Below are 24,563 nucleotides of genomic sequence, written 5' to 3' on the forward strand. Positions count from 1 at the left end.
GTACAGTGTGCCCGTGACGGAATTCCAACTCGCGGCTCGCCATATGATCCCCAATCGTCCGCCCGTGCTCGCCCACGAACGCTTCGTTGCCGACCGCGACAATTTCGCGGGCCTCGATCTCGCCGCGCGGTTCGAGCGGATCGAGCGGACGAACCTGTGGGGCGCGGCCACTTCGGTCTCGGGCCTCGGCTCGGAGGATCCCGCTACGGCCGCGATCCGGGACGCGCTTCCTGCACTGCTGCAACGGCTCGGCGCGCGCTCGCTGCTCGATGCGCCCTGCGGCGATGCGGGCTGGATCGGCCGGATGAAGCTCGATCTCGACTACACCGGCATCGATATCGTACCGTCGCTGATCGAGGCCAATAGCGAGCGCGCGGCACGAGGTGAACTGGCCGGCCGCTTCCGCGTCGCGGACATCACGCGCGATACGCTGCCGGCTGCCGACTTGATCCTGTGCCGTGACTGCCTGGTTCATTTGAGCTTCGACAACATCGTTCGCACCGTCACGAACTTTCGTGCGAGCGGCGCGCGCTTCCTGATGGTCACCACGTTTCCCGAATGGGATGCAAATCGCGATTGCGAGGACGGCGACTGGCGCGCGCTGAACATGGAGACGGCGCCGTTCAACTGGCCGCCGCCGCGCGAACTGATCAACGAGCGCTGCGAGGAGGGCGGCGGTGGCTGGCGCGACAAGAGCCTCGGGCTCTGGCGGCTGGATGAATTGCCCGATCGCGTCCGCATTGCCACGGGGATGTGACGGACGCAGCCGGAACGTCCGTTGCCTCGGTGATTGCCGTCGCGTTACATTTTGGGTTGCATGAAGCCGTCTCGCGTCGCGGTGACGGTGCCGGAGCACGCCATGAGACCGAGTGTTGTGGTCGTCGCCATGCTGATCTGGTGCTGCGCGCCGGCGCTGGCGCAGCAGGAGGGCGCTGCGCTCTACGCAAGCCACTGCGCGCAATGTCACGATGGCGGCGATGCCCAAAGCCGTGTGCCGGGCCGCAGCGCCATGCAGGGAATGTCGTTCGATCATGTGCTGGGGACACTGACCTCCGGCAGCATGGCGGCGATGGCGAAGGAGCGCAGCGACGAGGAACGCCGCGCGATTGCTGCCTTCGTCACCGGCAAGACTGCGGCCGGCGACGCTGCGATCGACGCGCAGGGGCGCTGCACGCAGCAGGTCAGTGCCTTTCCGCAACCGCTCGACGGTCCACGCTGGAACGGGTGGGGCGTCGACGCTGGCAACAGCCGCTTCCAGCCGGCCGACATGGCGGGGCTGACCGCGGACGAGGTGCCGCGCCTGCGGCTGAAATGGGCTTACGCCTTTCCCGGCGCCTCGGTGTCGTTTGCGCCGCCGACGATCGTCGGCGGCATGCTGTTCATCGGCGGCACCGACCGCAAGGTGCACGCGCTCGATGCGCGAAGCGGCTGCACGCTGTGGACGTTGCCGACCGATGCCGCGGTGCGCGCCGCGATCAGCTTCGCGCCGCTTCCCGGCACTGATCAGTTCGCGATCTTCTTCGGTGACTTGCGCGCAAATGCCTATGCCGTGAACGCGCTGACCGGCGCGCTGATCTGGAAAACGAAGGTCGAGGAGCATCCGGCCGCGCGTATCACCGGTGCGCCGACGCTGCATTCGGGCGTGCTCTACGTGCCGGTGTCCTCGCTCGAGGAGGCCGCCGGCTCGCAAGCCAGCTACGAATGCTGCACTTTCCGCGGCAGCGTGGTGGCGTTGGAGGCTGTGACCGGCAAGCCGGTGTGGCAGGCCTACACGATCCCGGAAGTGCCGCATCCGACCGGCAAGAATACGCGAGGCACGCAGCTGTTCGGCCCGTCCGGCGCCGCGGTGTGGTCGGCACCGACGATCGATCCGAAGCGCAACGCCGTCTACGTCGCGACCAGCAACTCCTACTCGAATCCGCCGGCCGCAACCGCCGATGCGATCCTCGCGTTCGAGCTTGCGACCGGAAAGCTGCTCTGGAAGCACCAGGCGACCCCGAAGGACGCCTTCATCGTGGCGTGCTACAGCGCGGACAGGACCAATTGTCCTGACGAGCACGGCCCCGATCACGATTTCGGCCAGTCGCCGATCCTCGTGACCCTGCGCGACGGCAGGCGTGTTCTTGCCATCGCGCAGAAGTCCGGCGTCGTGCACGCGCTCGACCCTGATGATGGCGGCAAGATCCTGTGGCAGACGCGGGTCGGCAAGGGCGGTGCGCTCGGCGGCAGCGAATGGGGCTCGGCCGCCGACCAGGACCGCATCTACGTCGCGAACTCCGACGTGCGTTTCCTGCACGATGGCACGCGGCGGCTCGATTCCACCCAAGGCGGCGGCCTGTTCGGCCTCGATCTCGCCAGCGGGAAGATTGCGATGGAAGTGTCTCCCGTCGCCTGCGGCGATCGCCTCCAATGCAGCCCCGCGCTGTCGGCGGCGGTGAGCCTGATCCCCGGCGTCGTGTTCTCCGGCAGCGTCAGCGGCTTCCTGCGCGCCTACGCCACAGCCGACGGCAAGCTGCTGTGGGAGTTCGATACCGCGCGAGACTATACGGCCGTGAACGGCGTCCCCGCCCATGGCGGCGCGATCGACGGCCCCGGGCCGGTCATCGCCGGCGGCATGCTCTACACCAATTCCGGCTACGGCCAGTGGAGCGGCGTCGCCGGCAACGTGCTGCTGGCGTTCGAGGTGGGAAAGGAGTGAGGGAATCTCCGACGATTGCATGAGATTGGGAATGGCGGCGTCGCAAGAGCGAAGCACGGCGCCACAGTCTCGGTGTCGTCCTGGCGAACGCCAGGACCCATACCGCGAGGTCTGTCGATTGCGGGTGGTGCCGATCCCGAACGACCAATCTTCGCCAAACCCCACTCTGGGGTAATGGGTCCTGGCGTTCGCCAGGACGACGTTGGAGAGGCATTTGAGTACAACTGCTTCAACGCTGTCATTGCGAGCCAACGGGTCCGCGCCAAGCGCGGCCCGATGACAGGCTCCGCGAAGCAATCCAGAATCTTTTCGCGACGACAGTATGCGGAAACACCGTCCCGGATTGCGCTCGGTTCCATCCGGGCTGCAGGGCCCGTCAGCCAATCAAAGAGGAAGGAGTTTCGATGATCGAAGCCCGATGTCACTGCGGCGCTCTTGCGCTGTCGCTTCCGGGGCCATCAAGCCTCGTCGCTGCCTGCCATTGCATTGACTGCCAGCGACGAACAGGCGCGCCGTTCGGTGTCGGTGCCTTCTATCCGGCAGAGGCCGTCACGATCTCAGGCACGTCGAAGGAATACGTCCGGACAGCTGCAAGCGGCGGCAAGGTTCGCAGTTATTTTTGTCCCGACTGCGGTTCAACGGTCTGGTGGAAAGCGGACAATCTGCCTGCGATGATCGGCGTGGCCGTCGGCGCCATCGCGGATCCGAATTTTCCGGAGCCGGTCAAATCGGTTTTCGAGCAATCGAAACATGTCTGGGTGGAGATCGCCGGCGCCCAGCATTTCCAGCAGAGCAGCTTGCAGAAGAATTCGGACTGAGTGCTCCTGCGTCGAGCGCTGGTGCCGGCTGAGGGGATTGAACCCCCGACCTTCGGTTTACAAAACCGCTGCTCTACCGCTGAGCTAAGCCGGCGACGCTGGAGATGCGGGGCGGGGCTCGGCATGTGCCCTGTCCGTCCGCTCGGGCGTCGCAATATCAGACTTGGGTGGAAAGTGCCAGAACCCGCGCATGGATCGCAGGCATGAAAACAGGCGGCCCGAAGGCCGCCTGATCCGTCGCGCGTGGCTGAAGCTGGCTTACTGGCAGATGTGCCGGCGGCCGTCTGCACCCTTGAACCAGGTGCCGGGCGTACAGACGAAGCCGTTGCGCTGGGCGTAGGTGCGGGTGTCCCAGCCGCGATTGTCCCACGAATTGTCGTAGGCATAGCTGTTGTCCATGGCGCGGAACGGCGCGGTTGCGATCGCGCCGGCGGTGCCGATGGCAGCGCCCGCAACGCCGGCCGCGACGTCGGTCGGCCAGAAGCCGGTGCGGCTCCCGTTCCAGTCGTTATTCCAGTCGCCATTGGTCTGGCGGTAGCTCACGCGGCGATGGCGATAGCCACGGTCGCTGTACGAATTTCCCGGGCCGAGGTTCTGGCAATTGGCATTGGGGAATTGCGCCGAGCAGCGGGCTGGATTGTTGACCACAGCTTGCGCCATGGCGGGCGTTGCGAGTGCGGATGCCGCGATCACGGCGGCACCGAGCAGTTTCATTTTTGTCATTATTTGTCTCCCGTCTGATTGACGGGGGCTAAATGCTGGCGGCGATCGATGTTCCGATGAAACAGGTTGATTGTGCCGCCCATGGGTCAAACGGTTGTGAGCGAGTGGAACATGTTCCGGCGCGTGCGGCTCCCCGTTAACGCTTCGCTAGCGCAGCTTGCGGCATTTGAGCGGCCCGCGTCGCTTGCGCGTTAGGCTTACCGGCATTTGGTGAGCCGGCCTTAACCCTCTGTGCGCGGTGATCGGTTAGGTTGTGTTCCAGACAACCGGGACCCCACCATGCGCGCTCTGGCGCTCGCAGCCTTTCTGATCGGACTGCCCGCGACGGCGTTTGCCGGCGGCGGCTTCGATATCGTCGTGCCCGGCCGCCCCGGCGTGCCGATCATCATCAATGGCATCGACGCGTCCTATAGCGTCGTCGAAGGTGTCTGGGGCCTGGGCAAGAACGTCCAGGTGCAGCCGACGATCTATGGCGGACGCTATGTCGCCGAGCGGCAGCCCGACGACGTCGGCCATTATTATCCGACACTGGGCCTGCGGCCCGGCTACGGCCGGCTCGAGGTCGAGCCGCCAGCGAACCGCAAATTGCCGAAGCCGGCCGAGAGCTACCACCAGAGCTGGGGCGCGCAATCGGCGCCGCTGCCGCCGCAGATGGATGTGCCCGCCGATCCGCCGCCGGTGATCCTGGCGCCGGAGATCAATGTGAATCCGCAGCATCGTCGGCCCCGGCCGCGTGCCGAGGTGCCCGGCAAGCCGCCGGGTTAAGAAACGACAAAAAATCCGAGATACGGAAATCAACAGGAGAGAGTAATGCGTCAGATGATTTCGGGACTGGTCGCGGCGGCTGCCGTGATGTTCGTCGGGGCCGCGCCGGCCGCGGCCTGCGGCTTCAATCCGTGCCAGCCGGTTGCGCCGGTCTATTCCGGCTGCAACACCGGTTGCGGCGGCTACGGCTATGGCTATGGCTATGGCTATGGCTATGGCTATGGCGCCTATGAGCGTCTCGCCGAGCCGACCACGCAGTATTACTACGTCAACCAGGGCCCGACCTATACCGGCCCGGGCGCTTTCGCGCCGTATCCGACCTATCGTGAGGACGCGGTCGTCGCACCCGCCAACTATGGCTATGGCTATGGCTATCGCGCCGCCGCCTATCCCTATCACCGCCCGCACTACCGTCCGTATCGCTACGGCTACGGCCCGCGCTACGGCTATCTGCCGCGGGTGCACTACGGCTACGGTCCGCGCTATGGCTACGCCCACCGCCGCGCGCCCGCGCCGTACTATGGCGGCCACCGCGTGCTGCGCCGCTACTACTGATCGCTTGATCGGTTGAGTTTCGGGAAGCGCCCGTCCGCGTCATGCGGACGGGCGTTTTGTTTTGCTACCGTTTCATCAGCCCGAGCCGGCTCGCGCCGACATAGAGCGAGAGTGCGGCGGCGTTGGAGACGTTGAGGCTCTTGATCTCGCCGGGCATGTCGAGCCGCGCCACGACGCTGCAGGTCTCGCGCGTCAATTGCCGCAGGCCTTTTCCTTCCGCGCCGAGCACCAGCGCCAGCGGCTCGCGCAGCGCGACGTTTGAGAGGTCCTCGCTGCCTTCGCTGTCGAGGCCGACGGTCTGGAAGCCGCGCTCGTTCAGTGCGGTCAGCGCGCGGGCGAGGTTTTGCACCGTCACAACAGGCACGAGCTCGAGTGCGCCGGAGGCGGCTTTCGCGAGCACGCCGGTCGCTTCCGGGCTGTGGCGCGCGGTGGTGACGATCGCCTTCACGGCAAACGCCGCAGCGGAGCGCAGGATGGCGCCGACATTGTGCGGATCGGTGATCTGGTCGAGCACCAGCACCATGCCTTCCTGCTTCAAGGTCTCGATGTCGGGCGAGGGCAGGGGATCGGCTTCCGCCAGCAGGCCCTGGTGCACAGCGTCGGGCGACAGCAGCCGGTCGATCTCCTGAGGACGGACGATCTCGGGCGTGACGCGGGTCTCGATGTTTTCGTCCGCAAGGCGCCTTGCGGCGTTCTCGGTCAGCGTCAGCTTGCGGATCCGCCGCGCCGGGTTTTGCAGCGCCATGGTGACGCTGTGCCAGCCATAGAGGATGACCGGCCCGTCGGATGCCGAATCACGGTCGCGCCAGGCCGGCCGGCCGGCCGATTTCCCGGGCCTGTTGAAGGGCTTAGCCCCGCTGCGGGGCCCCCTCGGGGTGAATTTTCGATCCTTCATGGGCTCGCTTGTGTCACGGGTCCCGGAATATGGCAATTTGGGCGCCCAAGGTGACGATTTTAGCTGTTCGCCTCGGTTGACTTTGCCCCACCGCATCGCCCATAAACGCGCCCGGTCGCGCCCCCATCCGGGCTGTCGCGGCCTTCACGTTCCATGGCCGTCTTCGGTCCGCCGGCAAGGTCCGGCCCGATTGTGCTGCCGTCGAGCGGGGGAGTGTCCCGAGTGGCAAAGGGAGCTGACTGTAAATCAGCCGCCTCATGGCTTCGCAGGTTCGAGTCCTGCCTCCCCCACCAGCCTTCGCTCGCTTCGCGAGCTTCGGCTGGGCAAGCCAGCCAAAATCATCGTGACGCGAAGCTAGCGAAGGCTGTCGCGCCGTAGCCCGAAGGGCGTAGGCGGACTGTCGAACGGATACGAACGTCGCTATCTCACCCCATCATCTCCCGCACCATCGGCACCACCTTGCGCCCATAGAGCTCGATGCTCTTCATCAGCTTCTCGTGCGGCAGGGGACCGGCCGAATACTTCAGCTGGAAACGCGAGATGCCAAGCGCCTTTGCCGTCTTCGCGATCTTGCGCGCCACGGTTTCCGGCGAGCCGACATAGAGCGAGCCGTGCTCGGCTTCGCTCACGAACTCGTCGCGGCCCATCGGCGGCCAGCCGCGTTCCTTGCCGATGCGGTCGCGCATGGCCTTGTAGTCGCCCCACAGCTCTTCGCGCGCCTGCGCATCCGTTTCCGCGACATAGCCGGGCGAGTGCACGCCGATCGGCTGTGCCGGGCGGCCGAACTCCCTGAAGGCGCGGTGATAGAGATCGACGTAAGGCGCAAAGCGCGCAGGATCGCCGCCGATGATCGCGAGCATCAAGGGCAGGTCGTAATGCGCCGCTCGCACCACCGATTGCGGACTGCCGCCGACGCCGATCCAGGTTTTGAGCGCGCCGTTCTCGACCGGCGGATAGACCAGCTGATCCCTGAGCGGCGGACGCAGCTTGCCTTCCCAGGTCACGGGCTTCTGCGACAGCAGAGCGGCGAACAGATCGAGCTTCTCCTCGAACAGCGCCTCGTAGGCGCGCAGGTCGAAGCCGAACAGCGGAAAGGATTCGGTGAACGAGCCGCGGCCGAGGATTACCTCGGCACGTCCGTTGGAGAGCGCATCGAGCGTGGCAAAGCGCTGGAAGACGCGGATCGGATCGTCCGAGCTCAGCACCGTCACGGCCGAGCCGAGATGGATGTGCCTGGTGCGCGCCGCGATCGCCGCGAGCGCGGTCTCGGGCGAGGAGATGGCGAAGTCGGCGCGGTGATGCTCCCCGAGCCCGATGAAGTCGAGGCCGAGCTCGTCGGCCAGCACCGCCTCGTCGACGACGTTGCGGATCACCTGCGCATGGGAAAGCATGGCGCCGTCGGCGCCCCTGGTGACGTCGCCAAAGGTATCCAGTCCGAATTGAAGCGATGCGGTCATCGATCGGGTCTCTATCGGGCGCGAGCGGCGCCCGTCATGTGGGAGGAAACTGTTAGCTGTGCAGCTAGGGCGCGGAGGCCGCTTCGACAATGCCGCTCCGGGAAAGGCTCGGTTTCCGGTTTTTGACCGCGACGGCGGGCTCAATCGGATCTGGCGAACATCTCGACCAGGGTCTCGCGCAGCCAGCGCTGCGCCGGCACGGTGTCGTTGCGCTGGTGCCAGAACAGGCTGACGATGCGCGGCGGCGCCTGAAGCGGAAGCGGCATGGCATGCAGCAACGGCGCATGCCTCGATTGCGAACGCAGGTCGCTCGGCAGCACGGCGATGAGGTCGGACTGGCGCACGACCTCGTAGGCGGCGCTGTAGTGATTGACGGTCGCGACCAGGTTGCGCGACAGCCCGCGCGAGGCGAGGAAGAGGTCGTAGGACGGCATGGTCTTGCCCGCGAGGCTCACATCGACGTGTCCCGCGTTGAGGAAAGTGCGCGTGCTGAGCCGCTTCATACCCGCGAGCGGATGGCCGCGGCGCATGAAGCAGGCATAGTCGACGGTCCACAGCGAGCGCGAGCGAATGGCGGCCGGCTGTTGCGCCTCGTTGACATAGACGCTCATGACGCAGTCGACCCTGTTGTCCTCGAGCTGGTCGGCGATCTCCAGGATGGTGTTGGGGACGGTGTGGACCCGCGCTTTGGGTGCGACCTTGCCGAGATGGCCGAGCAGGTCCGGCATCACGAGCGAGGAGACGTAGTCCGACATCGACAGGCTGAACTCGGTCTGCGCGCGGGCGGGATCGAACACCTGCTCGTCGAGCGCACCACGCACGCTCTCCAGGGCCTCGCCGATCGGCTCCCACAGCACCACGGCGCGCTGGGTCGGCCGGATCCCGGTGCCCGATCTCACGAACAGGGGGTCGCCGAGCGCGTCCCGCAGCCGCGCCAGCGCGTTGCTGACCGCGGGCTGCGTCATCGTCAGCGTGCTCGCCGCGCGCGTGACGCTGCCTTCGGTCATCAGCGCCTCGAAGACCTTCAGGAGATTGAGGTCGAGCGATCTGAACGACACGGCGCAACATTCACAATGGTGATATAGTAGATCATAATTATAAATTATGACGATAATGTCTCCTTGTCTATGGTTCCCTGAGGGACACGCGGAGCGCCGGGCCGCCAGACTGAGGGGACTTTCATGTCGATGATATCGGCGCGCATCGAGCGCCTTCCGTTCGCACGCTTCCACAAGCATCTGCTGCTGATGGGCGGGCTCGGCTACATGTTCGACGCGATGGACGCGGCGGTGCTGGCCTTCATCCTGCCGGTGCTGCGCACCGCGTGGAATCTGTCGAGCGTGCAGATCGGCGTGCTCGGCAGCAGCACCTATATCGGCTTCCTGTTCGGCGCGTTGCTGGCAGGCACGCTCGGCGACCTGATCGGCCGCCGCGCGGTGATGATGTCTGCGCTTGCGCTCTATTGTGCGGCGTCCATCGTGAGCGCGATGGTCGATGCATGGCCGTCCTTCTTCGCCGCCCGCGTCGTCGCCGGCATGGGCACCGGCGCGGAGAGCGCGATCATCGCGCCCTATCTCGCGGAGTTCGTCGCGCGGCGCTACCGCGGCAGCTTCACCGGCGCACTGGCGGGCTTCTTCTCCTTCGGCTTCGTTTCCGCGGCGCTGCTCGGCTACTTCATCGTGCCCGCCTATGAGAACGGCTGGCGCATCGTGCTGGTGATCACGGCGGTGCCGGTCGTCATGCTGTTGTGGTGGCGTAGGTCGCTGCCGGAATCGCCGCGCTGGCTCGAAAGCCGGGGCAGGGAGAAGGAAGCCGAAGCCGTGCTGGACAGGATCGAGGCAGAGTTTGCGCGCGAGGGCCGTGTCCTGCCGCAGCCGGTCGTCGAAGCCGCCGCGCCGCAGGGAGCGACCGGAACGCTGCTTGCCAATTTCGCCGCACTCCTCGCCGGCCGGCAGGCGCGCATCACCATCATGACCTGGATCATGTGGCTGGCGATCACCTTCAGCTATTATTCCTTCTTCGTCTGGATCCCCGGCCTGCTGGTCCAGAACGGCATGAGCATCACCAAGAGCTTCGCCTATTCGATCGCGATCTATTGCGCGCAGATCCCCGGCTATTTCAGCGCCGCCTGGTTCAACGAGCGCATCGGCCGGCAGGCGACGATTGCGTCCTACATGGTGCTCGGCGGCGCCAGCGCGCTCGGGCTCGCCTTCGCGCAGAGCGACCAGCAGATCATGGCGGCGGGAATTTTCCTGTCCTTCTTCATGAACGGCACCTATGCAGGCGTCTATGCCTATACGGCCGAGGTGTTCCCGACGCCGGTCAGGACCACCGGGGCCGGGCTCGCCTCCGCGATCGGCCGCATCGGCGCGATCGTCTCGCCGATCCTGGTCGGCTATCTCTATCCCAATTTCGGCTTCGCCGGCGTGTTCGGCGTCACCACCACCGTGCTGCTGCTCGGGGCGGTGACCGTCGTGCTGATGGGCGTGCCGACGCGCGGCCGTTCGCTGGAGGAGATTGCGGCGGGTGAAGTCGCATGACGCGGACCAAACGCCAGGCCGATCCGCTGCTCTGTGCCGTCGCGGCGGCGCAGGGCAGGGCGGATCAGCCGGATGCGCTGTTCGCGGCACTGGACGAAGCCATGAAGTCCGCGATCGGGCACAAGCTGTTCACGATCCTGACCTATGACGGCGACAGCGGTGAAGCGGCGCGGGTCTATTCCAATCTCCCCGGCCCATATCCGACCGGCGGACGCAAGCGCCTGGCACCGGGCCCGTGGACCGAGGCCGTTCTTGACCGCGGTGAGGCCTATATCGGCCGCACCCAGGACGATCTGCGCCTGGTGTTCTCCGACCACGAGCTGATCGCCTCGCTCGGCTGCGAGAGCGTGCTCAACATGCCCGTGCGTTGGCGCGGGCGTACGCTCGGCTCGCTCAATCTGCTCCACGAGGCAGGCTGGTACGACGAGGACGATGTCGCTGCGTGCCTTCCCTTTGCCCAGCTCACATTGCCGGCACTGCTCGCGCCGGCCCACTTCTGACAGGACGCCGCGATGCCCAGCATCCTCTTCAAGAACGCCGCTCTGCTCGATCCGCTCCAGCCGGACCTGCTGGAGGGACATCACGTGCTGGTCGAAGACAATTTGATCAAGGAAGTCTCGGACCAGCCGCTCCAGGCCACTGCGGACCGGACCATCGATCTGAAGGGCAAGACGCTGATGCCAGGCCTGATCGACCTGCACGTGCATGCGGTGGCGGTCGAGCTCAATCTGGCGCAGCAGGTGCACATGCCGAACGTGCTGGTGACGTTGCGCTCGACGCTGCTCTTGCGCGGCATGCTGCGGCGCGGCTTCACCACGGTCCGCGATGCCGGCGGCGCCGGCCATGCGCTGAAGCAGGCGATCGAGACCGGCCTCACTGACGGCCCGCGGCTGTTCGTCTCGGGCCGGGCGCTGAGCCAGACCGGCGGCCACGGCGACATGCGGGCGCGCTCGGATTATCTGGCGAGCGATGCGCCATGTCCGTGCTGCGTGCGGGTCGGCGCACTGGCGCGCGTCGCCGACGGCGTCGACGGCGTGCGCAGGGCGGCGCGCGAGGAGCTCCAGATGGGCGCCGACCAGATCAAGATCATGGCCTCCGGCGGCGTTGCCTCGCCGACCGATCCGGTCGGCGCCTTCGGCTATTCCGAGGACGAGATCCGCGCCATCGTCGAGGAGGCGCGCGGGCGCCAGACCTATGTGCTCGCCCATGCCTACACCGCCGCCGCCATCGCGCGCGCGGTTCGCTGCGGCGTGCGCACCATCGAGCATGGCAATCTCGTGGATGAGCCGACCGCGCGCCTGATGGCCGAGAAGCGCGCCTATGTGGTGCCGACGCTCGTCACCTACGAAGCGCTGGCCAACGAGGGCGCCCAATATGGCCTGCCGCCAGAGAGCGTCGCCAAGATCGCCGATGTCCGCGACGCCGGCCTGCGTTCGCTCGCGATCTATCGCGACGCCGGGGTAAAGATGGGATTTGGCAGCGACCTGCTTGGAGCTTCGCAACGCCTCCAGAGCGACGAATTCCGGATTCGCGCCGAAATTCTAGGAGCGCGCGCCGTCATCGCCAGCGCGACATTGATCGGCGCCGAAGTGCTCGGCATGGAGGGCAAGCTCGGCCGGATCGCGCCCGAGGCTCTCGCGGACCTGCTGGTGGTCGACGGCAACCCGCTACGCGATGTTGCCTGCCTGCTCGGCCAGGGCGAGCACATTCCGCTGGTGATGAAGGCAGGCAAGGTCCAGTTCGACCGGCTGAACGCGTAGCTACCGGCAAGTCCTCGTCATCCCGGTCCGGAGCGGCGCAGACTGGACGGCGTTCGCCCATAGCGACGGCGAAAGCAGCGGTTGAAGGTCGAGAGGTCGCTGAACCCTGCGGCGAGAGCGATGTCGCCGATCCGATCCTGCTTTCGCGCGGGATCGAGCAGCATGGCGGTGGCGAGCTTGAGCCGTTCGTGCGTGACAAAGGGCGCAAAGCTCAGGCCGCTGCGTTCGAACAGCAGATAGATATCGTTCGGACAGGCCCAGCCGCAGTGCGACATGTCTGGCCGAGAGAGCTGGATCGCGGAGATGGGCGCGGATGTCGGTTTTCGCCGCGGCGAGGCGCGCCGCTGGGATCGCGCTTTGCGCTGCCGGCTCGGGATTGTCGTCGCCTGACCGCAAGGAGACGGCGATCAGATCGACGATATGTTCATTGATGAAATGGGAAAGCAGGGGATCGGCGGGAGTGCCGCTCGCAGCGAGCGCGTCGACATAGGCTTGCAGCAGGCGCAGCGCGGTACCGTTCGAAGGTAATCGGTGAAGCAGCTGCCCGTCGATGTCGGGTATCCTGCTGCGAAACAGTGCGCCGTCCAGCCGGACGTTGGTGAGTTGGATGCAGCCCTCCATCGCGAACGAGCTCGCAGCGCCGTAAAACAGCAGGATGCTGTCGTCCGTATCGCGTGGCAACGTCTCGTCTTCGCCAAGGATGCGATAGTTGGATCGTCTGACCCAGCTGAATGCGAACCCGTCGTTGTCATCCTGGCACGGTTCGTTCGCGCGGGGCTCGCGCGGCTCGATCTCGAGCCGCATGTGATGGCGTCCGAGGTCCTGCAGCCAGATCGCGAGCCTGTCCTCGGGTGGCAGGGCGTCGGTGCTGAACAGGAAACGCGTCAGGCGCTTGGTCGTCAAAGTGATCGTGCCCCCGCCAAATCCGGAGCTTTGTCGCGCGTTTTGCCGCCCCGGTTCGAACCGGCCTCAATGGAGCACGAGCTGTCGCGCTACATATCGATGTGACGCGTCTGCAACAGACGCTAGGATTTCGCGTTGTTGCAGGAATTGCAGTGCCGGCTGCACGGAGCGCCGAGACCTCGGAGCAGCATCTTCTAGGATCGCCCTCGAGTCTCGTGACTGGCCGCGTGCGCCATGCGCGGGCTGACGCGACATCAGCAAGGAAATGGCATGAAGAAGGGCTTGGCGGCACTGTTGGTTTTCTGCGGGTGCGTTTCGGCAGAGGCCGGCGAGATCAGCTGGACGGGATTCCACGCCGGAGTGAGCGGAGGGTATGGTTGGGCAAGCGGCGGCGTCATCGCACGTCCTGGTGATCCGCTCACGCAGAGTCTGACATTCGGTCAGCCCGTCGTTCCGCCGGTCGCGGCCTCTCTCAATGCCAATGGCGGGCTCGGCGGCGGCCAGGTCGGCTATGATTGGCAGTTCGCCGGTCGCGGCGTGGTCGGTGTCGAGGCCGATATTGCTGCGGCCAGCCTGAAAGCCAGCGCGTCGACACCGGTCACGCTATTCGGGACGCAGCCCGCGACATTCGACGTCAGCCGCAATATCGACTGGTTCGGCACGGTCCGCGGACGTATCGGATTTCTGGCGGCGCCGGATCTCCTGATCTTCGGCACCGGGGGCTTCGCTTATGGACGCGTCAGTGAATCGGCCAGTGTGTCGCTGCCGCCGGGGGTGTCGAACTCTATCGGCAATTTCGGCTATGCCTTCGCGTGCGGTCCGTTCTATGGACTTGGGTCATGCTTCGCCGGCACTTCGTCCCGCGTTGCGACCGGATGGGCCGCCGGTATCGGCGGTGAGAAGCGCTTCACGCAGAACATCAGCCTCAAGGTTGAATATCTGCACGTCGACCTCGGCAGCGGCAGCTATCCCGTCATCGGCAGCCTCTATGCCGGTGCGCCGTTCGCGCCGAGCTTTCTCAATGCCCGTTCCAATACGGCAATCGATCTCGTTCGGGCGGGGCTGAATTACAATTTCTGAGCGCGATCGTAAGCTCGGTTTCCCGAGCCTACCGCCACATCCCGCGCATCCGCGCGCCGATGTCGATCTTGGGCCCTTGCGCCGCGGTGCGCGCCGCGCCTGCGGCCGCCTTCGGCCAGGCCGTGCGCTCGAACAGATAGACCAGCTGCTCCGGGATGAAGCGGGTGCGCGAGGCGTAGACGTGGCGGTCGCCCTTGGCGGCCTGGCCGTGGGTGAAGAAGCGCTGCGGCACGACGAGGTGGAGATCGTCCTTGGCGCGCGTCATTGCAACATAGAGCAGGCGGCGTTCCTCCTCGAGCTCGGCGCTGGTGCCGGCGCCGAGGTCGGAGGGCATGCAGCCGTCGACGACGTTGAGCACGAACACGGATTTCCACTCCTGGCCCTTGGCGGAGTGGATGGTGGAGAGGATCAGATAGTCTTCGTCGCGCAAGGGAGGCCCGGATTTGTCGCTGGTCGCATCCGGTGGATCGAGCGTGAGCTCGGTCAAAAACTTCTCGCGCGAGGCGTAGCCGCTCGCGATCTGCTCGAGCTGCATCAGATCGGCGCGGCGCGTCTCGGACTCCTCGTGGATGCGGTCGAGATGCGGCTCGTACCAGAGCCGCACGCGCTCCAGATCCGCCGGCCATTCCGAATAGCGCAGGTTTGCGACCGTGCGGACGAAATCGGTCCAGTCCGCGCCGGTGCGCGGCGGCACCGGCAACTGGCCGAGTGCAGCAAGCGGATCGGTGCTCTCCGCCATCTGGTCCAGCACGCGCTGCGCGGTTGCGGGGCCGATGCCTGGCAACAGATGAAGGATGCGGAAGCCCGCAACGCGGTCGCGCGGGTTTTCGGCAAAGCGCAGCAGCGCCAGCACGTCCTTGACGTGGGCGGCGTCGAGGAATTTCAGGCCGCCGAATTTCACGAACGGGATGTTGTGGCGGGTCAGCTCGATCTCCAGCGGACCCGAATGCGAGGACGTCCGGAACAGCACCGCCTGGTGCTTCAGAAGCGCGCCTTGCTCGCGATTGGCCAGCACCTCTTCGACGATGTAGCGGGCCTGATCGGCCTCATCGTGCACGGTGACGAGCTGCGGCTTTTGCGCGGAGGTGCGATCGGTCCAGAGGTTCTTGGTGAAGCGCTCGCGCGCGAGGCCGATCACGCCGTTGGCCGCCGCCAGCACGGCTTGCGTCGAGCGGTAATTGCGGTCGAGCGTGATCATCTCGGCGCGAGGCGAGAAGCTTTGCGGAAAGTCCAGGATGTTGCGCACGGTGGCGGCGCGGAACGAATAGATCGACTGCGCGTCGTCGCCGACGACGGTGAGGCCGCGCCCGTCGGGCTTCAGCGCGAGCAGGATCGAGGATTGCAGGCGGTTGGTGTCCTGGTATTCGTCGACCAGCACGTGATCGAAGCGGCCACCGATCTCTTCGGCGATCAGCGCATCGCTCATCATCTGCGACCAGTAGAGCAGCAGGTCGTCGTAGTCGAGCACGTGCTGGGCCTGCTTGGCCTCGACATAGGCCGCGAACAGGCCCTTCAGCTCGGCCGCCCAGCCCGCGCACCAGGGATAGTGCGCCCCTAGCACCTTCTCGATCTCCGTCTCGGCGTTGACGCAGCGGGAGTAGATCGACAGGCACGTGCCCTTGGCGGGAAAGCGGCTCTCGGTCTTGGACAGGCCGCGCTCGTGCCGGACCAGATTCATCAGGTCGGCGGAATCCTCGCGGTCGTGGATGGTGAAGGCAGGGTCGACGCCGATCCGCTCGGCATATTCGCGCAGCAGCCGCGCGCCGATGCCGTGGAAGGTGCCGGCCCAGGTCAGCGCATCGCGCATGATCGCGGCGTTGTTCTCCCCGAGCACCTTTCGGGCGATGCGCTCGACCCGGCCGGCCATCTCGGCCGCGGCGCGGCGAGAGAATGTCATCAACAGGATCCGGCGCGGATCGGCCCCCGCAACGATCAGATGGGCGACGCGATGGGCCAGCGTGTTGGTCTTGCCGGAGCCGGCACCGGCGATGACGAGCAGGGGGGCGCCCACGGTCGTGCCGTCGGCCACGCCATGCTCGACGGCGCGGCGCTGCTCCGCATTGAGCGTGTCCAGATATGTTGCCACGAATCGCCCCGGTGAAACCGTGAGATTCGGCGATCTCCTCGCGAATCGCAATGCGGCTGGACGGAACCGGATTTAACACCTAGGGAAAAGACGGCCCAAGGTTCCAGCCCGAGAAGAGCGCGCCCGGCATGACCGAGCTCAAGCCCGACCAGTTCGAGATGCGGCGGCTGGAGTCGCTCAGCAACACCATTTTCGGCGTCGCCATGACGCTTCTGGCCTACGATCTGCCCAAGGCCGCGGTGTTCACCAGCGCCCCCGGCTGGAGCGATCTCGCCCATGTCTATTCCGGCAAGCTCGCAGGGTTGGCGCTCAGCTTCATCATCGCCGGCGTGTTCTGGATCAGCCATCACCGCCGGCTGGCGCGCCAGCCGGTGGGCAGTCGCGGCGCGGTGATCCTCAACCTGTTCTTCCTGCTCTCGATCGTGCTGCTGCCGGTGACCAACGGCCTCTACACCAACTACGCCATGAGCAGTGCGGTCGCCGTGCTCTACGGCCTGAATCTGACCGCGATCGCCGGCCTCAACGCCTGGCTGTGGTGGCTGATCCTGGGGAGCTGGCGCCAGGAAATCATGGCCTCGCTGTTTCCGCTGCTCGTGTTCATCCCGGGCACGATCGTTGCGGCGTTTGCCCCGCACATCGCGCCCTTCGTGTGGTTCATCGCCTTCGGCGGCCTGCTGATCCAGCGCTTCTATGTCGCGCGAACCGAGCCGGACGCGTAAGGCGCGGCTTACCCTGGTGTCGCGCCGAACCCGTCGGCCGGCACGTAAAGCTTGACCGGGCGGATTTCGTAGACCGCAGTCGGATTAACCTGACGCAGCCTCCGCGCCGCCGCGATGGCCTCATCGTCAGTGTCGTATTCCACGAGGTGGAAGCCCAGAAGCTGCTCCTTGGTCTCGGCAAACGGGCCGTCCAGCACCACGCCCGCGCCGGGGCCACGCAAGGTGCGGGCCTTTCGGGTCTCGTCCAGACGGGCGGCCGGCCCGAAGTGTCCGCTTGCCCTCAAAGGCGCCTGAACCTCGATGACCTTGGCCACGACCGCAGCGTCCTGCTCCGGTGTCCAGGATAAAATCTCGTCTTCCACGTGATAGGCCAGGATGGCGTAGAGCATTCGTCACCTCATTTTTTTGCTGCGCGCGTCCAAAGGACGTATCACCGCAGCCCGCCCCGACAATCCCCAAGCACAAAATATTGCGTCGTGCAGGCTCGACGAAACCGTCCTGAAACCCGATTGCCGCCTTGCGGGGTGAACGCTGCCCAAATCCGGGGCGACTGATGGCCACAAGAACACGGAAGGTCATCGGAGGCGGCAATGTCGGGTCACACCATCAAGATCATCTGCGACGCACGGCGGGCGGCACAATCGGAGCCTGCCGATTTGCACGACCAGAGCGGTCATCACCGCTATTACGGCAGCTCGGCCGAGAACGGCGGCGAACGCATCGTCGAGAGCCGTCGCGGCAAACGCCCGCGCGCGCTCAAGGTCTGCGGCTTCTGAAGCCTTTTCTGAAGCATTGGGCGAGACCGGTCTTCGCTGATGGGTGTCCTGCAAATATCGATCGCCGCGCTGCCGTTTCTGCTCTCGCTGGCGAGCCGTAGCAGCAAGGCGATCGCGCCGTGCCTGCTCACGAGCATCGTTACGGTGCTGCTCGGCGAGGAGCCTCACCGGGCGGTCATGGCCTGGTGCGTTGGCGTGCTGATCGCCGCGGTGGCGTTACGCGAACGGCTTCGCGCGACCTGAACGACGCCCTCACGGCGCGTTGAGGACCCGCTTGACGAGGGCCTCCCGCAGCGCCGCCAGTTCGCCGCTCGCCTCCATCTGCGCGATCACCTTGCCGACCTTCGGCACCAGATCGCGATGACGTTCGTGCAGGTAGTGGTAGATGTGGATGCGCTCGAGCGGCGGGGAGAGCGGGTAGATCCTGGCCTGCAGATTGAGCTTCCTCACCGCGACGAGTCCGCTGAAGAGGTCGGTGACAATCACGTCGAAACGGTCGGCGTCGAGCATCTTGACCATGTTCTCGAGGCTGGTGGTCGCCGTGACGCGGGCCATGTCGCGGGTGCCGGCCTCCGAGGAGCCGACGCCGCGGACGATGCCGATGCTGTAGTCCCTGATCGAATTCCAGCCAGCGACGTCGAAATGCAGTTTCGTCGTGAACACCGCGGGCTCGATGTAGTTGATCGCCGGCGTGACCTGGATCAGCGTGGGGTAGTCGCGCGCGAGCGTTCCGATCCGCTGGATCTCGCCGTCGACCTCGCCTGCGCTCGACAGCGCGAGTGCCCGCTTGCCGGGGACGTCCTCGAATTCCAGCCTGATGTTGAGCTTGGCATAGACGGCCCGCAGCATCTCGCCGCCGACATATTGATCGGGGATGTCGGCGATGCGCGCCAGCCGGATCAGCTCCTGCGCCTGCGTTGGACCGGCTGCGAGCAACGACAGGCAGGCGATGGCTATCCGCCACATCACGCGTCTCCTTGGTCGTGCATTGCTACTACTGGATTCGGAGGCCCGCGCGATCTACCGGGAGTGGCGCGCCTGCGCGCCGGCTGCAACGGCCATCGCTCGCCCGCCATGCAGGCGGCTCCGGACTTTAACCGATGTCATTCTAGCACCCGAGGTGATAGTTTGCCCGAGAATCCTGCTGCTGGGCGCAAGATATGACCCCGCCGACCTCAAGCCGCCCATGGGCCGACAGGAACACCACGCAGGTCGCGTGAAGGGAAAGTCTCAACGATCGAATTGCTCGCGGCCGCGACCGGCCGGCCGGAGCAGGATGCCGCCATTCCGGGGACGTGGTGCATGGGCAACGCAGGCGACGAGGATTCCAAGCGCAGCCGCGCCGTTGCCCCGGCGGCCGCGAAGCAGGATTTGAGCGGGATCGGCGCTGCGCTTGCGCCGGCGATGATCGGAGCGTTGCTGTCGCGGATCTTCAACTGGTCGCGCAGCGGCGTCGGGCCGCGCCTCCTGGCCGCCGTGCTGCTGTTCTCCTCGATCGTGACGCTGATGCTGACCGCGCTTCAGCTCTATCTCGACTACGACCGCGAGGTCGGCGTCATCGAGACGCGGCTTGACGAGATCGGCCGCAGCACCACAGGCAGCCTCGGCGAGAGCCTGTGGAATCTCGACCAGAACCAGATCAAGCTCCAGCTCGACGGCATCCTGCGGCTGCCCGACATCCGCGCCGCCGAGGTGCGCGAGATCGCCGATCGTCCCAATCCAATCCGTGTCGCGGTCGGCGAGCCGAACACCCGTTCGATCGTGACGCGCGACTACCCGCTGAACTATTCCGTGCAGGGGGCCGCGCGCACGATCGGCGTGCTCCATGTCGAGGCGACGTTGAGCGAGGTCTATCGGCAATTGCTGAACCGGGCCCTGATCATCCTGGCAAGCCAGGCGGCGAAGACGTTCCTCGTCTCGCTGTTCATCATCTACATGGTCCATCTCCTGGTGACGCGGCACCTGGTTGCCATCGCCGACTTCGTCAGCAAGTACAGCCTGGCGCGGCCGCCGCCGCCTTTGCACCTGGAGCGTCGGCCGCCCTACGATGCGGACGAACTGGACAAGGTGATCGACGCTTTCAACGCCCTGTGCGCCAATCTCGAGCGGGCCTATGGCGAGTTGCGCGAGGCCAATGCGAATCTCGAGCGCGACCTGAAGATCCGCCAGCGCGCCGAAGACGACGCGCGCGCGAGCGAGCAGCGCTTCCGCGACTATGCCGAGACCGCGTCCGACTGGTTCTGGGAGACCGGGCCGGATCATCGGTTCACCTACATATCCGACCGCGCCGGGGCCTTCGGCATGGACCATAAGGCGCTGATCGGCAAGCGCCGCACCGATGCCGCGTTCGACCACGACGCCGAGCCGGAGAAATGGCGCGTGCACATGGCGGTGCTGGACCGCCACGAGCCGTTCCGGAAGTTCGAGTATCGCGGTCGCGACATGACCGGACGGGTGCGCCATTTCAGCGTCAACGGCCAGCCGGTATTCGCGGCCGGTGGACGCTTCATGGGTTATCGCGGCTCCGCCACTGATGTCACCGAGCAGCACGAGACCGAGGAGCGGCTTCGCCAATCCCAGAAGATGGACGCGATCGGCCAGCTCACCGGCGGCGTCGCGCACGACTTCAACAACGTGCTCACCGTCATCACCGGCACCATCGAGATCATCCAGGAAGGGCTTGCGGACAGGCCTCAGTTCGCCGCGATCGCGCAGCTGATCGACGATGCGGCCGCGCGCGGCGCCGAGATTACCTCGCAGCTGTTGACCTTCGCGCGCCGCCAGCCGCTGGAGCCGCGCGAAATCGACGTCAATGCCCTCGTGGTCGAAACGGCGAAGCTGCTGAAGCCGATCCTGGGCGAGCATATCGAGATCGTGACCCGGCTCGCGGACGACGCCTGGTCCGCGATGGCGGATCCGTCGCAGCTCTCCTCCGCGATCGTCAATCTCGCCGTCAACGCGCGTGATGCGATGCCGGACGGCGGCAGGCTCACGCTCGAGACCGCGAATCGGGAGCTTGACGGCGTGCGCAGCGACGGCGACGTCATGCGCGGCGCCTTCGTGATGATTGCGGTGACCGACACCGGTCACGGCATCCCGGCCGACATCCGCGAGCACGTGTTCGAGCCGTTCTTCACCACCAAGGGGGTCGGCCGCGGCACCGGGCTCGGGCTCAGCATGGTCTACGGCTTTGCCCGCCAGACCGGCGGCACCGTCGAGATCGAGAGCGAGGAGGGACAAGGCACGGTGATGCGGTTGTTCCTGCCGCGATCGAAGGGCGAGGCGCCGACCAGGACAGGACCGGCGCAGGCGCTCGCTGCGGCGCGCGGGCACGAGACGATACTCGTGGTCGAGGACGATCCGCTGGTGCAGGGCTATGTCATCGCCCAGCTCGGCAGCCTTGGCTATCGCACGCTCGTGGCCGGCGACGGCGCAGCCGCCCTCGCGCTGGTCGACCAGGGCGCCAGTTTCGATCTGCTGTTCACGGATATCATCATGCCCGGCGGCATGAACGGGCGGGAACTGGCCGAAGCCGTGCGGCTTCGCCGTCCTGGGGTGAGGGTGCTCTACACCTCTGGCTATACCGACAACACCATCGTCCACGAAGGACATCTCGATCCCGGCGTGGCGCTGCTTCAGAAGCCATACCGGAAGTCGGAGCTGTCGCAGAAGATTTGCGAGGTGCTTGCGGGCGGGCCGGCCGCCTGAGCGGCATCTGCCTACGAAAAAGGCGCGGCGGGGAGGCCCCGTCGCGCCCGATTTCGTGCTCGCTGGTCCAGGGCTGAGAGCGCCCCGATGCCAAGCCTTGTTCAGAGCTTAGCGGGCGATCCCAGCGAGGTGACAGCGCTTGAGATAAGACACTGGATCACCTCCTTTCGTTGGTTTCGGGAGGCTCAATATAGGGCGAAACACCCTCGTCGTTAAGAGCTGGGGCTGGCGGCTGGGAACAAGCCCGTTCGCGAAGCGGGAAAGACCGATCCGGGGCAGTTGAGGCCGCCGCGCGGCCGTGTTAGGGGAACGCGAGATGCGGGTGTAGCTCAATGGTAGAGCAGCAGCCTTCCAAGCTGAATACGAGGGTTCGATTCCCTTCACCCGCTCCATCCCAACAACGCGAAAATCAACGCAGGTTCAGTGTGTTACATGAGGGTCGGAGTCCGTCAAGAATCCGAGAAAGTTATGCGCCCTTTTTCTAGGACGCTCATCGGGCGCACCGATTTTCCTAAGTCGTTGAAAAATCAATAGAGCAATAGATTCGCTGGCTGAGGATCGCTGCTGATATATTTAGCGAATGCGCATCATGCTGGACAGCAACGTGCACGACTTGATTGCGGCGGGCGACTCCGTGCTGCGAGCGATTACGCAGCGCATTTCCGAAGGGCGATTGAATCTCGTGAGCACGCATGTCCAGCGTGATGAACTGTCGCTCGCTCCGGAGTCACACCGCACTCCTGGAGATTTACGGGCTGGCTGAGAAGGTGCCAACTAGCGGGGCGGTGTGGGACGTATCCCGTTGGGACGAGTGCAGTTGGGGCACCGACAAGGTGAATGCCTCAATCGTTGCACTGATGTCTGGAAATCAAAACCATGCAGAAGATGCGCTAATAGCGGCAACGGCGGCGGGTGAGGCTGATGTGCTCGTTACGAACGAAACCCGGCTAGCCTCCAAGATTCAGCGAGCCGGTTTTTCGGTCAAGGTATGGTCGTGGAGCGAATTTGTCGCTTGGCTCGGATAATCGAGCCTAATTAATCCTTGTCGGGCCTGACGGCTTTCAAAAAGCTTCGGCTGAAACTTCCACCTGACTCCGCTTTTTCTTTGTGGAAGTCCTCGATGCCGTTCGGATATGCCAAGACAAAGTTTATCTCGCCAATTTCCTTGGCAAGCTTAATCAGGCCATCGAATTCGATACTCACTTCAAATTCGACTCTCGGCCTGTCGCTAAATGTCTTGAGCTTGTCTGGATCGCTTACTTCCCAAGCCCACAGGCCATGTGTTGTTTGATGTCGCCTGTTTTCACAGTTTGCAATCTTGCCAGAAAGCTTTTCAAGTTCGGTCTTGCGGGAACCGTCAGGAAGGAGCCTGACCTCGGTCAACCAAGCCTTGAGACGCCGCGCGAACGATAGGTTGAAAACGTCTGCATCCGGCTCGACGCCGCGAGCGGCAGCCATCTTTACGCTCTGGTAGAGGAGATAGTGCTCCAGAATCGCCCAGTGCGCAGTAACCCATCCTATCGCAGCTAGCTCTTTTTCCTCTAAATCAGGTCCAAGTTGATGGAGGCCACCCTTGAGTGCGATTGTAACCAAGGTATTGCTGAAATTTTTTGAACTGTCAGACATGACGCTCTCGGAAATCAGTTGCGTGGATGAGACGCTGAATTGCTTAAATATGAGCTACAATACAACCTGAAATTAACAAACAACGAAACACTCACGAGGGAGGTGTATGGAGGTTGAAACCGGTACATCGGCTGCCAATAGTCATGGCGTCGGTCGAAGACTTATTTTGCCTGCCCATCTTGTTGAGGAGCGGCGTCGCAAAGATGCAGTGGTGGAGGCATTCTTCAAGGAGTGTGACGCCAAAATTGCAAGGTGGGAAGAAGAACGCATCGATCAGATGTACGATGAAATGATCGAAGGCTACGCCATGCAGGCCCATTCACTAGGAATGATGGCTTGGGCTGTGGTGATCATCGGCGCGATCTTTCTTTTCTTGAACGTGTACGTTTTGCTGCATGGTGGCGCGCCGTGAGACCTGTAGCCGCTTCGCCTTCGCCGCAGTCGGATATGTTTGCTGCTGCCTAGAATCAGTAGCGGTTGATATAGTCGTCGTCGAACGGGGCGAGACCTATTTGAGAAGACATATTACGGTCAGTCATGCGGGGCGCACCATCAGCGTGGGTTGGATTTCATTTCAACCCGATGGCTCTATATCGTTTGGTCTTAAAGACAGGGCCTACGTTTCGCCGAGGCTTCGCGAGCGGCAATTTATCTGGAATGCCTACAATCGAATAACGATTGAATACGTCCTTCCTTCTGATCCAGACGCGCTATTGCAAGTGAAGAATCCGCATTTCACGTTCCATCCTGACGTGATGTTTCATCTGAAGTCTAACGCTGATCGCAAGGCAAAAGATGAGGCAATATTCGAAGGAATTGCCGACGTTGGTATTGTACTGCAACAACAAGATGAGATGCCTTGGATACGGGCGACATCAGCGCCTTTGAGCACGCTAAAGCCCTCAACTGAGGCTAGATCTGACAGTATCGAAACTGCCGATCTAGGAACAACGGCTCCAGCAATAATGTCGGATTGTTCAACGAGGATGGAGATTGATTTCATTCGACCAGAGGATGTCGTCGATCATCGCGACAATTCGAGTTGGGAGTTCGTTTGGAAAAAGGTCGGTCTGCGAATAAGGGTCGGCCATATCACCCCACAAATCGCAACGCTGGCATGGTTTCATTCAGCGTGAGCGCGTTGCCCTACGTCGTGATCGTATCCTTGCACCATGATAATCTTCCTCAAATCCCTCGACGGCTCCGGCGAAAAGCGATCGCTCCAGGAAAAGCTGGTGCTGATCTTCAAGCAGCGGGTGGAGGATGCCGAGGATGATGAGGAGCGGGCGAGGGCGAAGCGGGATCTGGCGAAGCTGACCAGGCATTCGCGGTCCTGGAAAAAGAGTGATAAAGAGAGCGCCGTGAGTTGACACGGCGCTTTTTTGTTGTCGCGCCGCCGCCAAAAGTTCCGTTTTTCAGGGCGCTCATCGGGCGCAATAGCCCATGACTTTACC

26 protein-coding genes and 3 tRNA genes are annotated in these 24,563 nt (G+C 64.4%); 19 read left to right on the top strand and 10 right to left on the bottom strand.

The features are described 5' to 3' along the window. Nucleotides 1–43: 43 nt before the first annotated feature. From XI09_RS06565 to XI09_RS06575, 3 genes are all read left to right on the top strand, one after another. Nucleotides 44–757, top strand: a complete 714-nt coding sequence (locus tag XI09_RS06565) for a class I SAM-dependent methyltransferase (protein WP_271566141.1) — start codon at nt 44–46, stop codon at nt 755–757. Nucleotides 758–859: 102 nt separating this feature from the next. Next, nucleotides 860–2,698 (top strand): outer membrane protein assembly factor BamB family protein, encoded by a 1,839-nt coding sequence (locus XI09_RS06570; RefSeq protein WP_271566142.1) that lies wholly within the window; start codon nt 860–862, stop codon nt 2,696–2,698. Nucleotides 2,699–3,102: 404 nt separating this feature from the next. Continuing rightward, the gene (locus tag XI09_RS06575; protein ID WP_271566143.1) at nt 3,103–3,516 is read left to right on the top strand and encodes a GFA family protein; all 414 of its coding nucleotides are present in this window, start codon (nt 3,103–3,105) and stop codon (nt 3,514–3,516) included. Between the two features lie 19 nt (nt 3,517–3,535). On the opposite strand, the gene XI09_RS06580 is transcribed toward XI09_RS06575, so the two are convergent. Continuing rightward, nucleotides 3,536–3,610, bottom strand: a tRNA-Thr gene (locus tag XI09_RS06580). A gap of 164 nt (nt 3,611–3,774) precedes the next feature. After that, entirely contained in the window at nt 3,775–4,239 is a 465-nt protein-coding gene (locus XI09_RS06585) for a hypothetical protein (protein WP_271566144.1), read from the bottom strand. Nucleotides 4,240–4,518: 279 nt separating this feature from the next. On the opposite strand from XI09_RS06585, the gene XI09_RS06590 reads away from it, so the two are divergent. Then, nucleotides 4,519–5,004, top strand: coding sequence for a hypothetical protein (locus XI09_RS06590; RefSeq protein WP_271566145.1), 486 nt, complete (start codon nt 4,519–4,521; stop codon nt 5,002–5,004). 45 nt (nt 5,005–5,049) lie between these two features. Further along, entirely contained in the window at nt 5,050–5,559 is a 510-nt protein-coding gene (locus XI09_RS06595) for a hypothetical protein (RefSeq protein WP_271566146.1), read from the top strand. Between the two features lie 64 nt (nt 5,560–5,623). On the opposite strand, the gene rlmB is transcribed toward XI09_RS06595, so the two are convergent. Then, on the bottom strand, nt 5,624–6,454 hold the full coding sequence (rlmB, locus tag XI09_RS06600; protein ID WP_271566147.1) for a 23S rRNA (guanosine(2251)-2'-O)-methyltransferase RlmB: 831 nt from the start codon (nt 6,452–6,454) through the stop codon (nt 5,624–5,626). 207 nt (nt 6,455–6,661) lie between these two features. Between rlmB and XI09_RS06605 the strand changes: the two genes are divergently transcribed. Continuing rightward, nucleotides 6,662–6,747, top strand: a tRNA-Tyr gene (locus XI09_RS06605). Between the two features lie 132 nt (nt 6,748–6,879). Here the strand turns inward: XI09_RS06605 and XI09_RS06610 are convergent. Continuing rightward, nucleotides 6,880–7,911 (bottom strand): LLM class flavin-dependent oxidoreductase, encoded by a 1,032-nt coding sequence (locus XI09_RS06610; RefSeq protein ID WP_271566148.1) that lies wholly within the window; start codon nt 7,909–7,911, stop codon nt 6,880–6,882. A gap of 140 nt (nt 7,912–8,051) precedes the next feature. After that, the gene (locus tag XI09_RS06615) at nt 8,052–8,918 is read right to left on the bottom strand and encodes a LysR family transcriptional regulator (RefSeq protein ID WP_333939040.1); all 867 of its coding nucleotides are present in this window, start codon (nt 8,916–8,918) and stop codon (nt 8,052–8,054) included. A gap of 174 nt (nt 8,919–9,092) precedes the next feature. On the opposite strand from XI09_RS06615, the gene XI09_RS06620 reads away from it, so the two are divergent. Genes XI09_RS06620 through XI09_RS06630 form a run of 3 tightly spaced genes read left to right on the top strand, consistent with a single transcriptional unit; the run spans nt 9,093 to nt 12,211 of the window. Further along, complete coding sequence (locus tag XI09_RS06620) at nt 9,093–10,451, top strand: MFS transporter (protein WP_271566150.1); 1,359 nt, start codon at nt 9,093–9,095, stop codon at nt 10,449–10,451. Further along, nucleotides 10,448–10,951, top strand: a complete 504-nt coding sequence (locus XI09_RS06625; RefSeq protein ID WP_271566151.1) for a GAF domain-containing protein — start codon at nt 10,448–10,450, stop codon at nt 10,949–10,951. The genes XI09_RS06620 and XI09_RS06625 overlap by 4 nt, the downstream gene beginning before the upstream one ends. Before the next feature lie 12 nt (nt 10,952–10,963). Then, the gene (locus XI09_RS06630; protein WP_271566152.1) at nt 10,964–12,211 is read left to right on the top strand and encodes a metal-dependent hydrolase family protein; all 1,248 of its coding nucleotides are present in this window, start codon (nt 10,964–10,966) and stop codon (nt 12,209–12,211) included. Here the strand turns inward: XI09_RS06630 and XI09_RS06635 are convergent, their stop codons facing one another. Continuing rightward, on the bottom strand, nt 12,212–13,114 hold the full coding sequence (locus tag XI09_RS06635; RefSeq protein WP_271566153.1) for a hypothetical protein: 903 nt from the start codon (nt 13,112–13,114) through the stop codon (nt 12,212–12,214). Nucleotides 13,115–13,348: 234 nt separating this feature from the next. Here XI09_RS06635 and XI09_RS06640 point away from each other — a divergent pair, with 234 nt between their 5' ends. Then, complete coding sequence (locus XI09_RS06640) at nt 13,349–14,194, top strand: outer membrane protein (protein WP_271566154.1); 846 nt, start codon at nt 13,349–13,351, stop codon at nt 14,192–14,194. Between the two features lie 28 nt (nt 14,195–14,222). Here the strand turns inward: XI09_RS06640 and XI09_RS06645 are convergent, their stop codons facing one another. Further along, nucleotides 14,223–16,280: an ATP-dependent helicase gene (locus XI09_RS06645; protein ID WP_271566155.1), complete on the bottom strand. Its 2,058-nt coding sequence runs from the start codon at nt 16,278–16,280 to the stop codon at nt 14,223–14,225. Nucleotides 16,281–16,408: 128 nt separating this feature from the next. Here XI09_RS06645 and XI09_RS06650 point away from each other — a divergent pair, with 128 nt between their 5' ends. Beyond that, nucleotides 16,409–16,999: a TMEM175 family protein gene (locus tag XI09_RS06650; protein WP_271566156.1), complete on the top strand. Its 591-nt coding sequence runs from the start codon at nt 16,409–16,411 to the stop codon at nt 16,997–16,999. An 8-nt stretch (nt 17,000–17,007) separates the two neighbouring features. Here XI09_RS06650 and XI09_RS06655 read toward each other — a convergent pair whose 3' ends face one another. Continuing rightward, nucleotides 17,008–17,388, bottom strand: a complete 381-nt coding sequence (locus XI09_RS06655; protein ID WP_271566157.1) for a YciI family protein — start codon at nt 17,386–17,388, stop codon at nt 17,008–17,010. A gap of 201 nt (nt 17,389–17,589) precedes the next feature. Here XI09_RS06655 and XI09_RS06660 point away from each other — a divergent pair, with 201 nt between their 5' ends. Further along, nucleotides 17,590–17,775, top strand: a complete 186-nt coding sequence (locus XI09_RS06660; RefSeq protein WP_271566158.1) for a hypothetical protein — start codon at nt 17,590–17,592, stop codon at nt 17,773–17,775. A gap of 39 nt (nt 17,776–17,814) precedes the next feature. After that, nucleotides 17,815–18,018, top strand: a complete 204-nt coding sequence (locus tag XI09_RS06665) for a hypothetical protein (RefSeq protein WP_271566159.1) — start codon at nt 17,815–17,817, stop codon at nt 18,016–18,018. 9 nt (nt 18,019–18,027) lie between these two features. Here the strand turns inward: XI09_RS06665 and XI09_RS06670 are convergent, their stop codons facing one another. Continuing rightward, nucleotides 18,028–18,741, bottom strand: a complete 714-nt coding sequence (locus tag XI09_RS06670) for a substrate-binding periplasmic protein (RefSeq protein ID WP_271566160.1) — start codon at nt 18,739–18,741, stop codon at nt 18,028–18,030. Nucleotides 18,742–19,077: 336 nt separating this feature from the next. Between XI09_RS06670 and XI09_RS06675 the strand changes: the two genes are divergently transcribed. The 3 genes from XI09_RS06675 (at nt 19,078) to XI09_RS06685 (ending at nt 22,246) form a co-directional block, all read left to right on the top strand. After that, complete coding sequence (locus XI09_RS06675) at nt 19,078–21,483, top strand: ATP-binding protein (RefSeq protein ID WP_271566161.1); 2,406 nt, start codon at nt 19,078–19,080, stop codon at nt 21,481–21,483. A gap of 318 nt (nt 21,484–21,801) precedes the next feature. Continuing rightward, a tRNA-Gly gene (locus tag XI09_RS06680) sits at nt 21,802–21,875 on the top strand. Nucleotides 21,876–22,072: 197 nt separating this feature from the next. Next, nucleotides 22,073–22,246 (top strand): hypothetical protein, encoded by a 174-nt coding sequence (locus XI09_RS06685; RefSeq protein ID WP_271566162.1) that lies wholly within the window; start codon nt 22,073–22,075, stop codon nt 22,244–22,246. A 272-nt stretch (nt 22,247–22,518) separates the two neighbouring features. On the opposite strand, the gene XI09_RS06690 is transcribed toward XI09_RS06685, so the two are convergent. Beyond that, a complete protein-coding gene (locus XI09_RS06690) occupies nt 22,519–23,109 on the bottom strand; it encodes a hypothetical protein (RefSeq protein WP_271566163.1) in 591 nt (196 codons plus the stop codon). A 106-nt stretch (nt 23,110–23,215) separates the two neighbouring features. Here XI09_RS06690 and XI09_RS06695 point away from each other — a divergent pair, with 106 nt between their 5' ends. Genes XI09_RS06695 through XI09_RS06705 form a run of 3 tightly spaced genes read left to right on the top strand, consistent with a single transcriptional unit; the run spans nt 23,216 to nt 24,479 of the window. Continuing rightward, complete coding sequence (locus XI09_RS06695; RefSeq protein WP_271566164.1) at nt 23,216–23,521, top strand: hypothetical protein; 306 nt, start codon at nt 23,216–23,218, stop codon at nt 23,519–23,521. Next, nucleotides 23,505–24,245: a hypothetical protein gene (locus tag XI09_RS06700; RefSeq protein ID WP_271566165.1), complete on the top strand. Its 741-nt coding sequence runs from the start codon at nt 23,505–23,507 to the stop codon at nt 24,243–24,245. Before XI09_RS06695 ends, XI09_RS06700 begins: the two co-directional genes overlap by 17 nt. Before the next feature lie 36 nt (nt 24,246–24,281). After that, a complete protein-coding gene (locus XI09_RS06705) occupies nt 24,282–24,479 on the top strand; it encodes a hypothetical protein (RefSeq protein ID WP_271566166.1) in 198 nt (65 codons plus the stop codon). The last annotated feature ends 84 nt before the right edge of the window (nt 24,480–24,563 follow it).

Source organism: Bradyrhizobium sp. CCBAU 11386 (assembly GCF_028128955.1).
Taxonomy (GTDB): domain Bacteria; phylum Pseudomonadota; class Alphaproteobacteria; order Rhizobiales; family Xanthobacteraceae; genus Bradyrhizobium.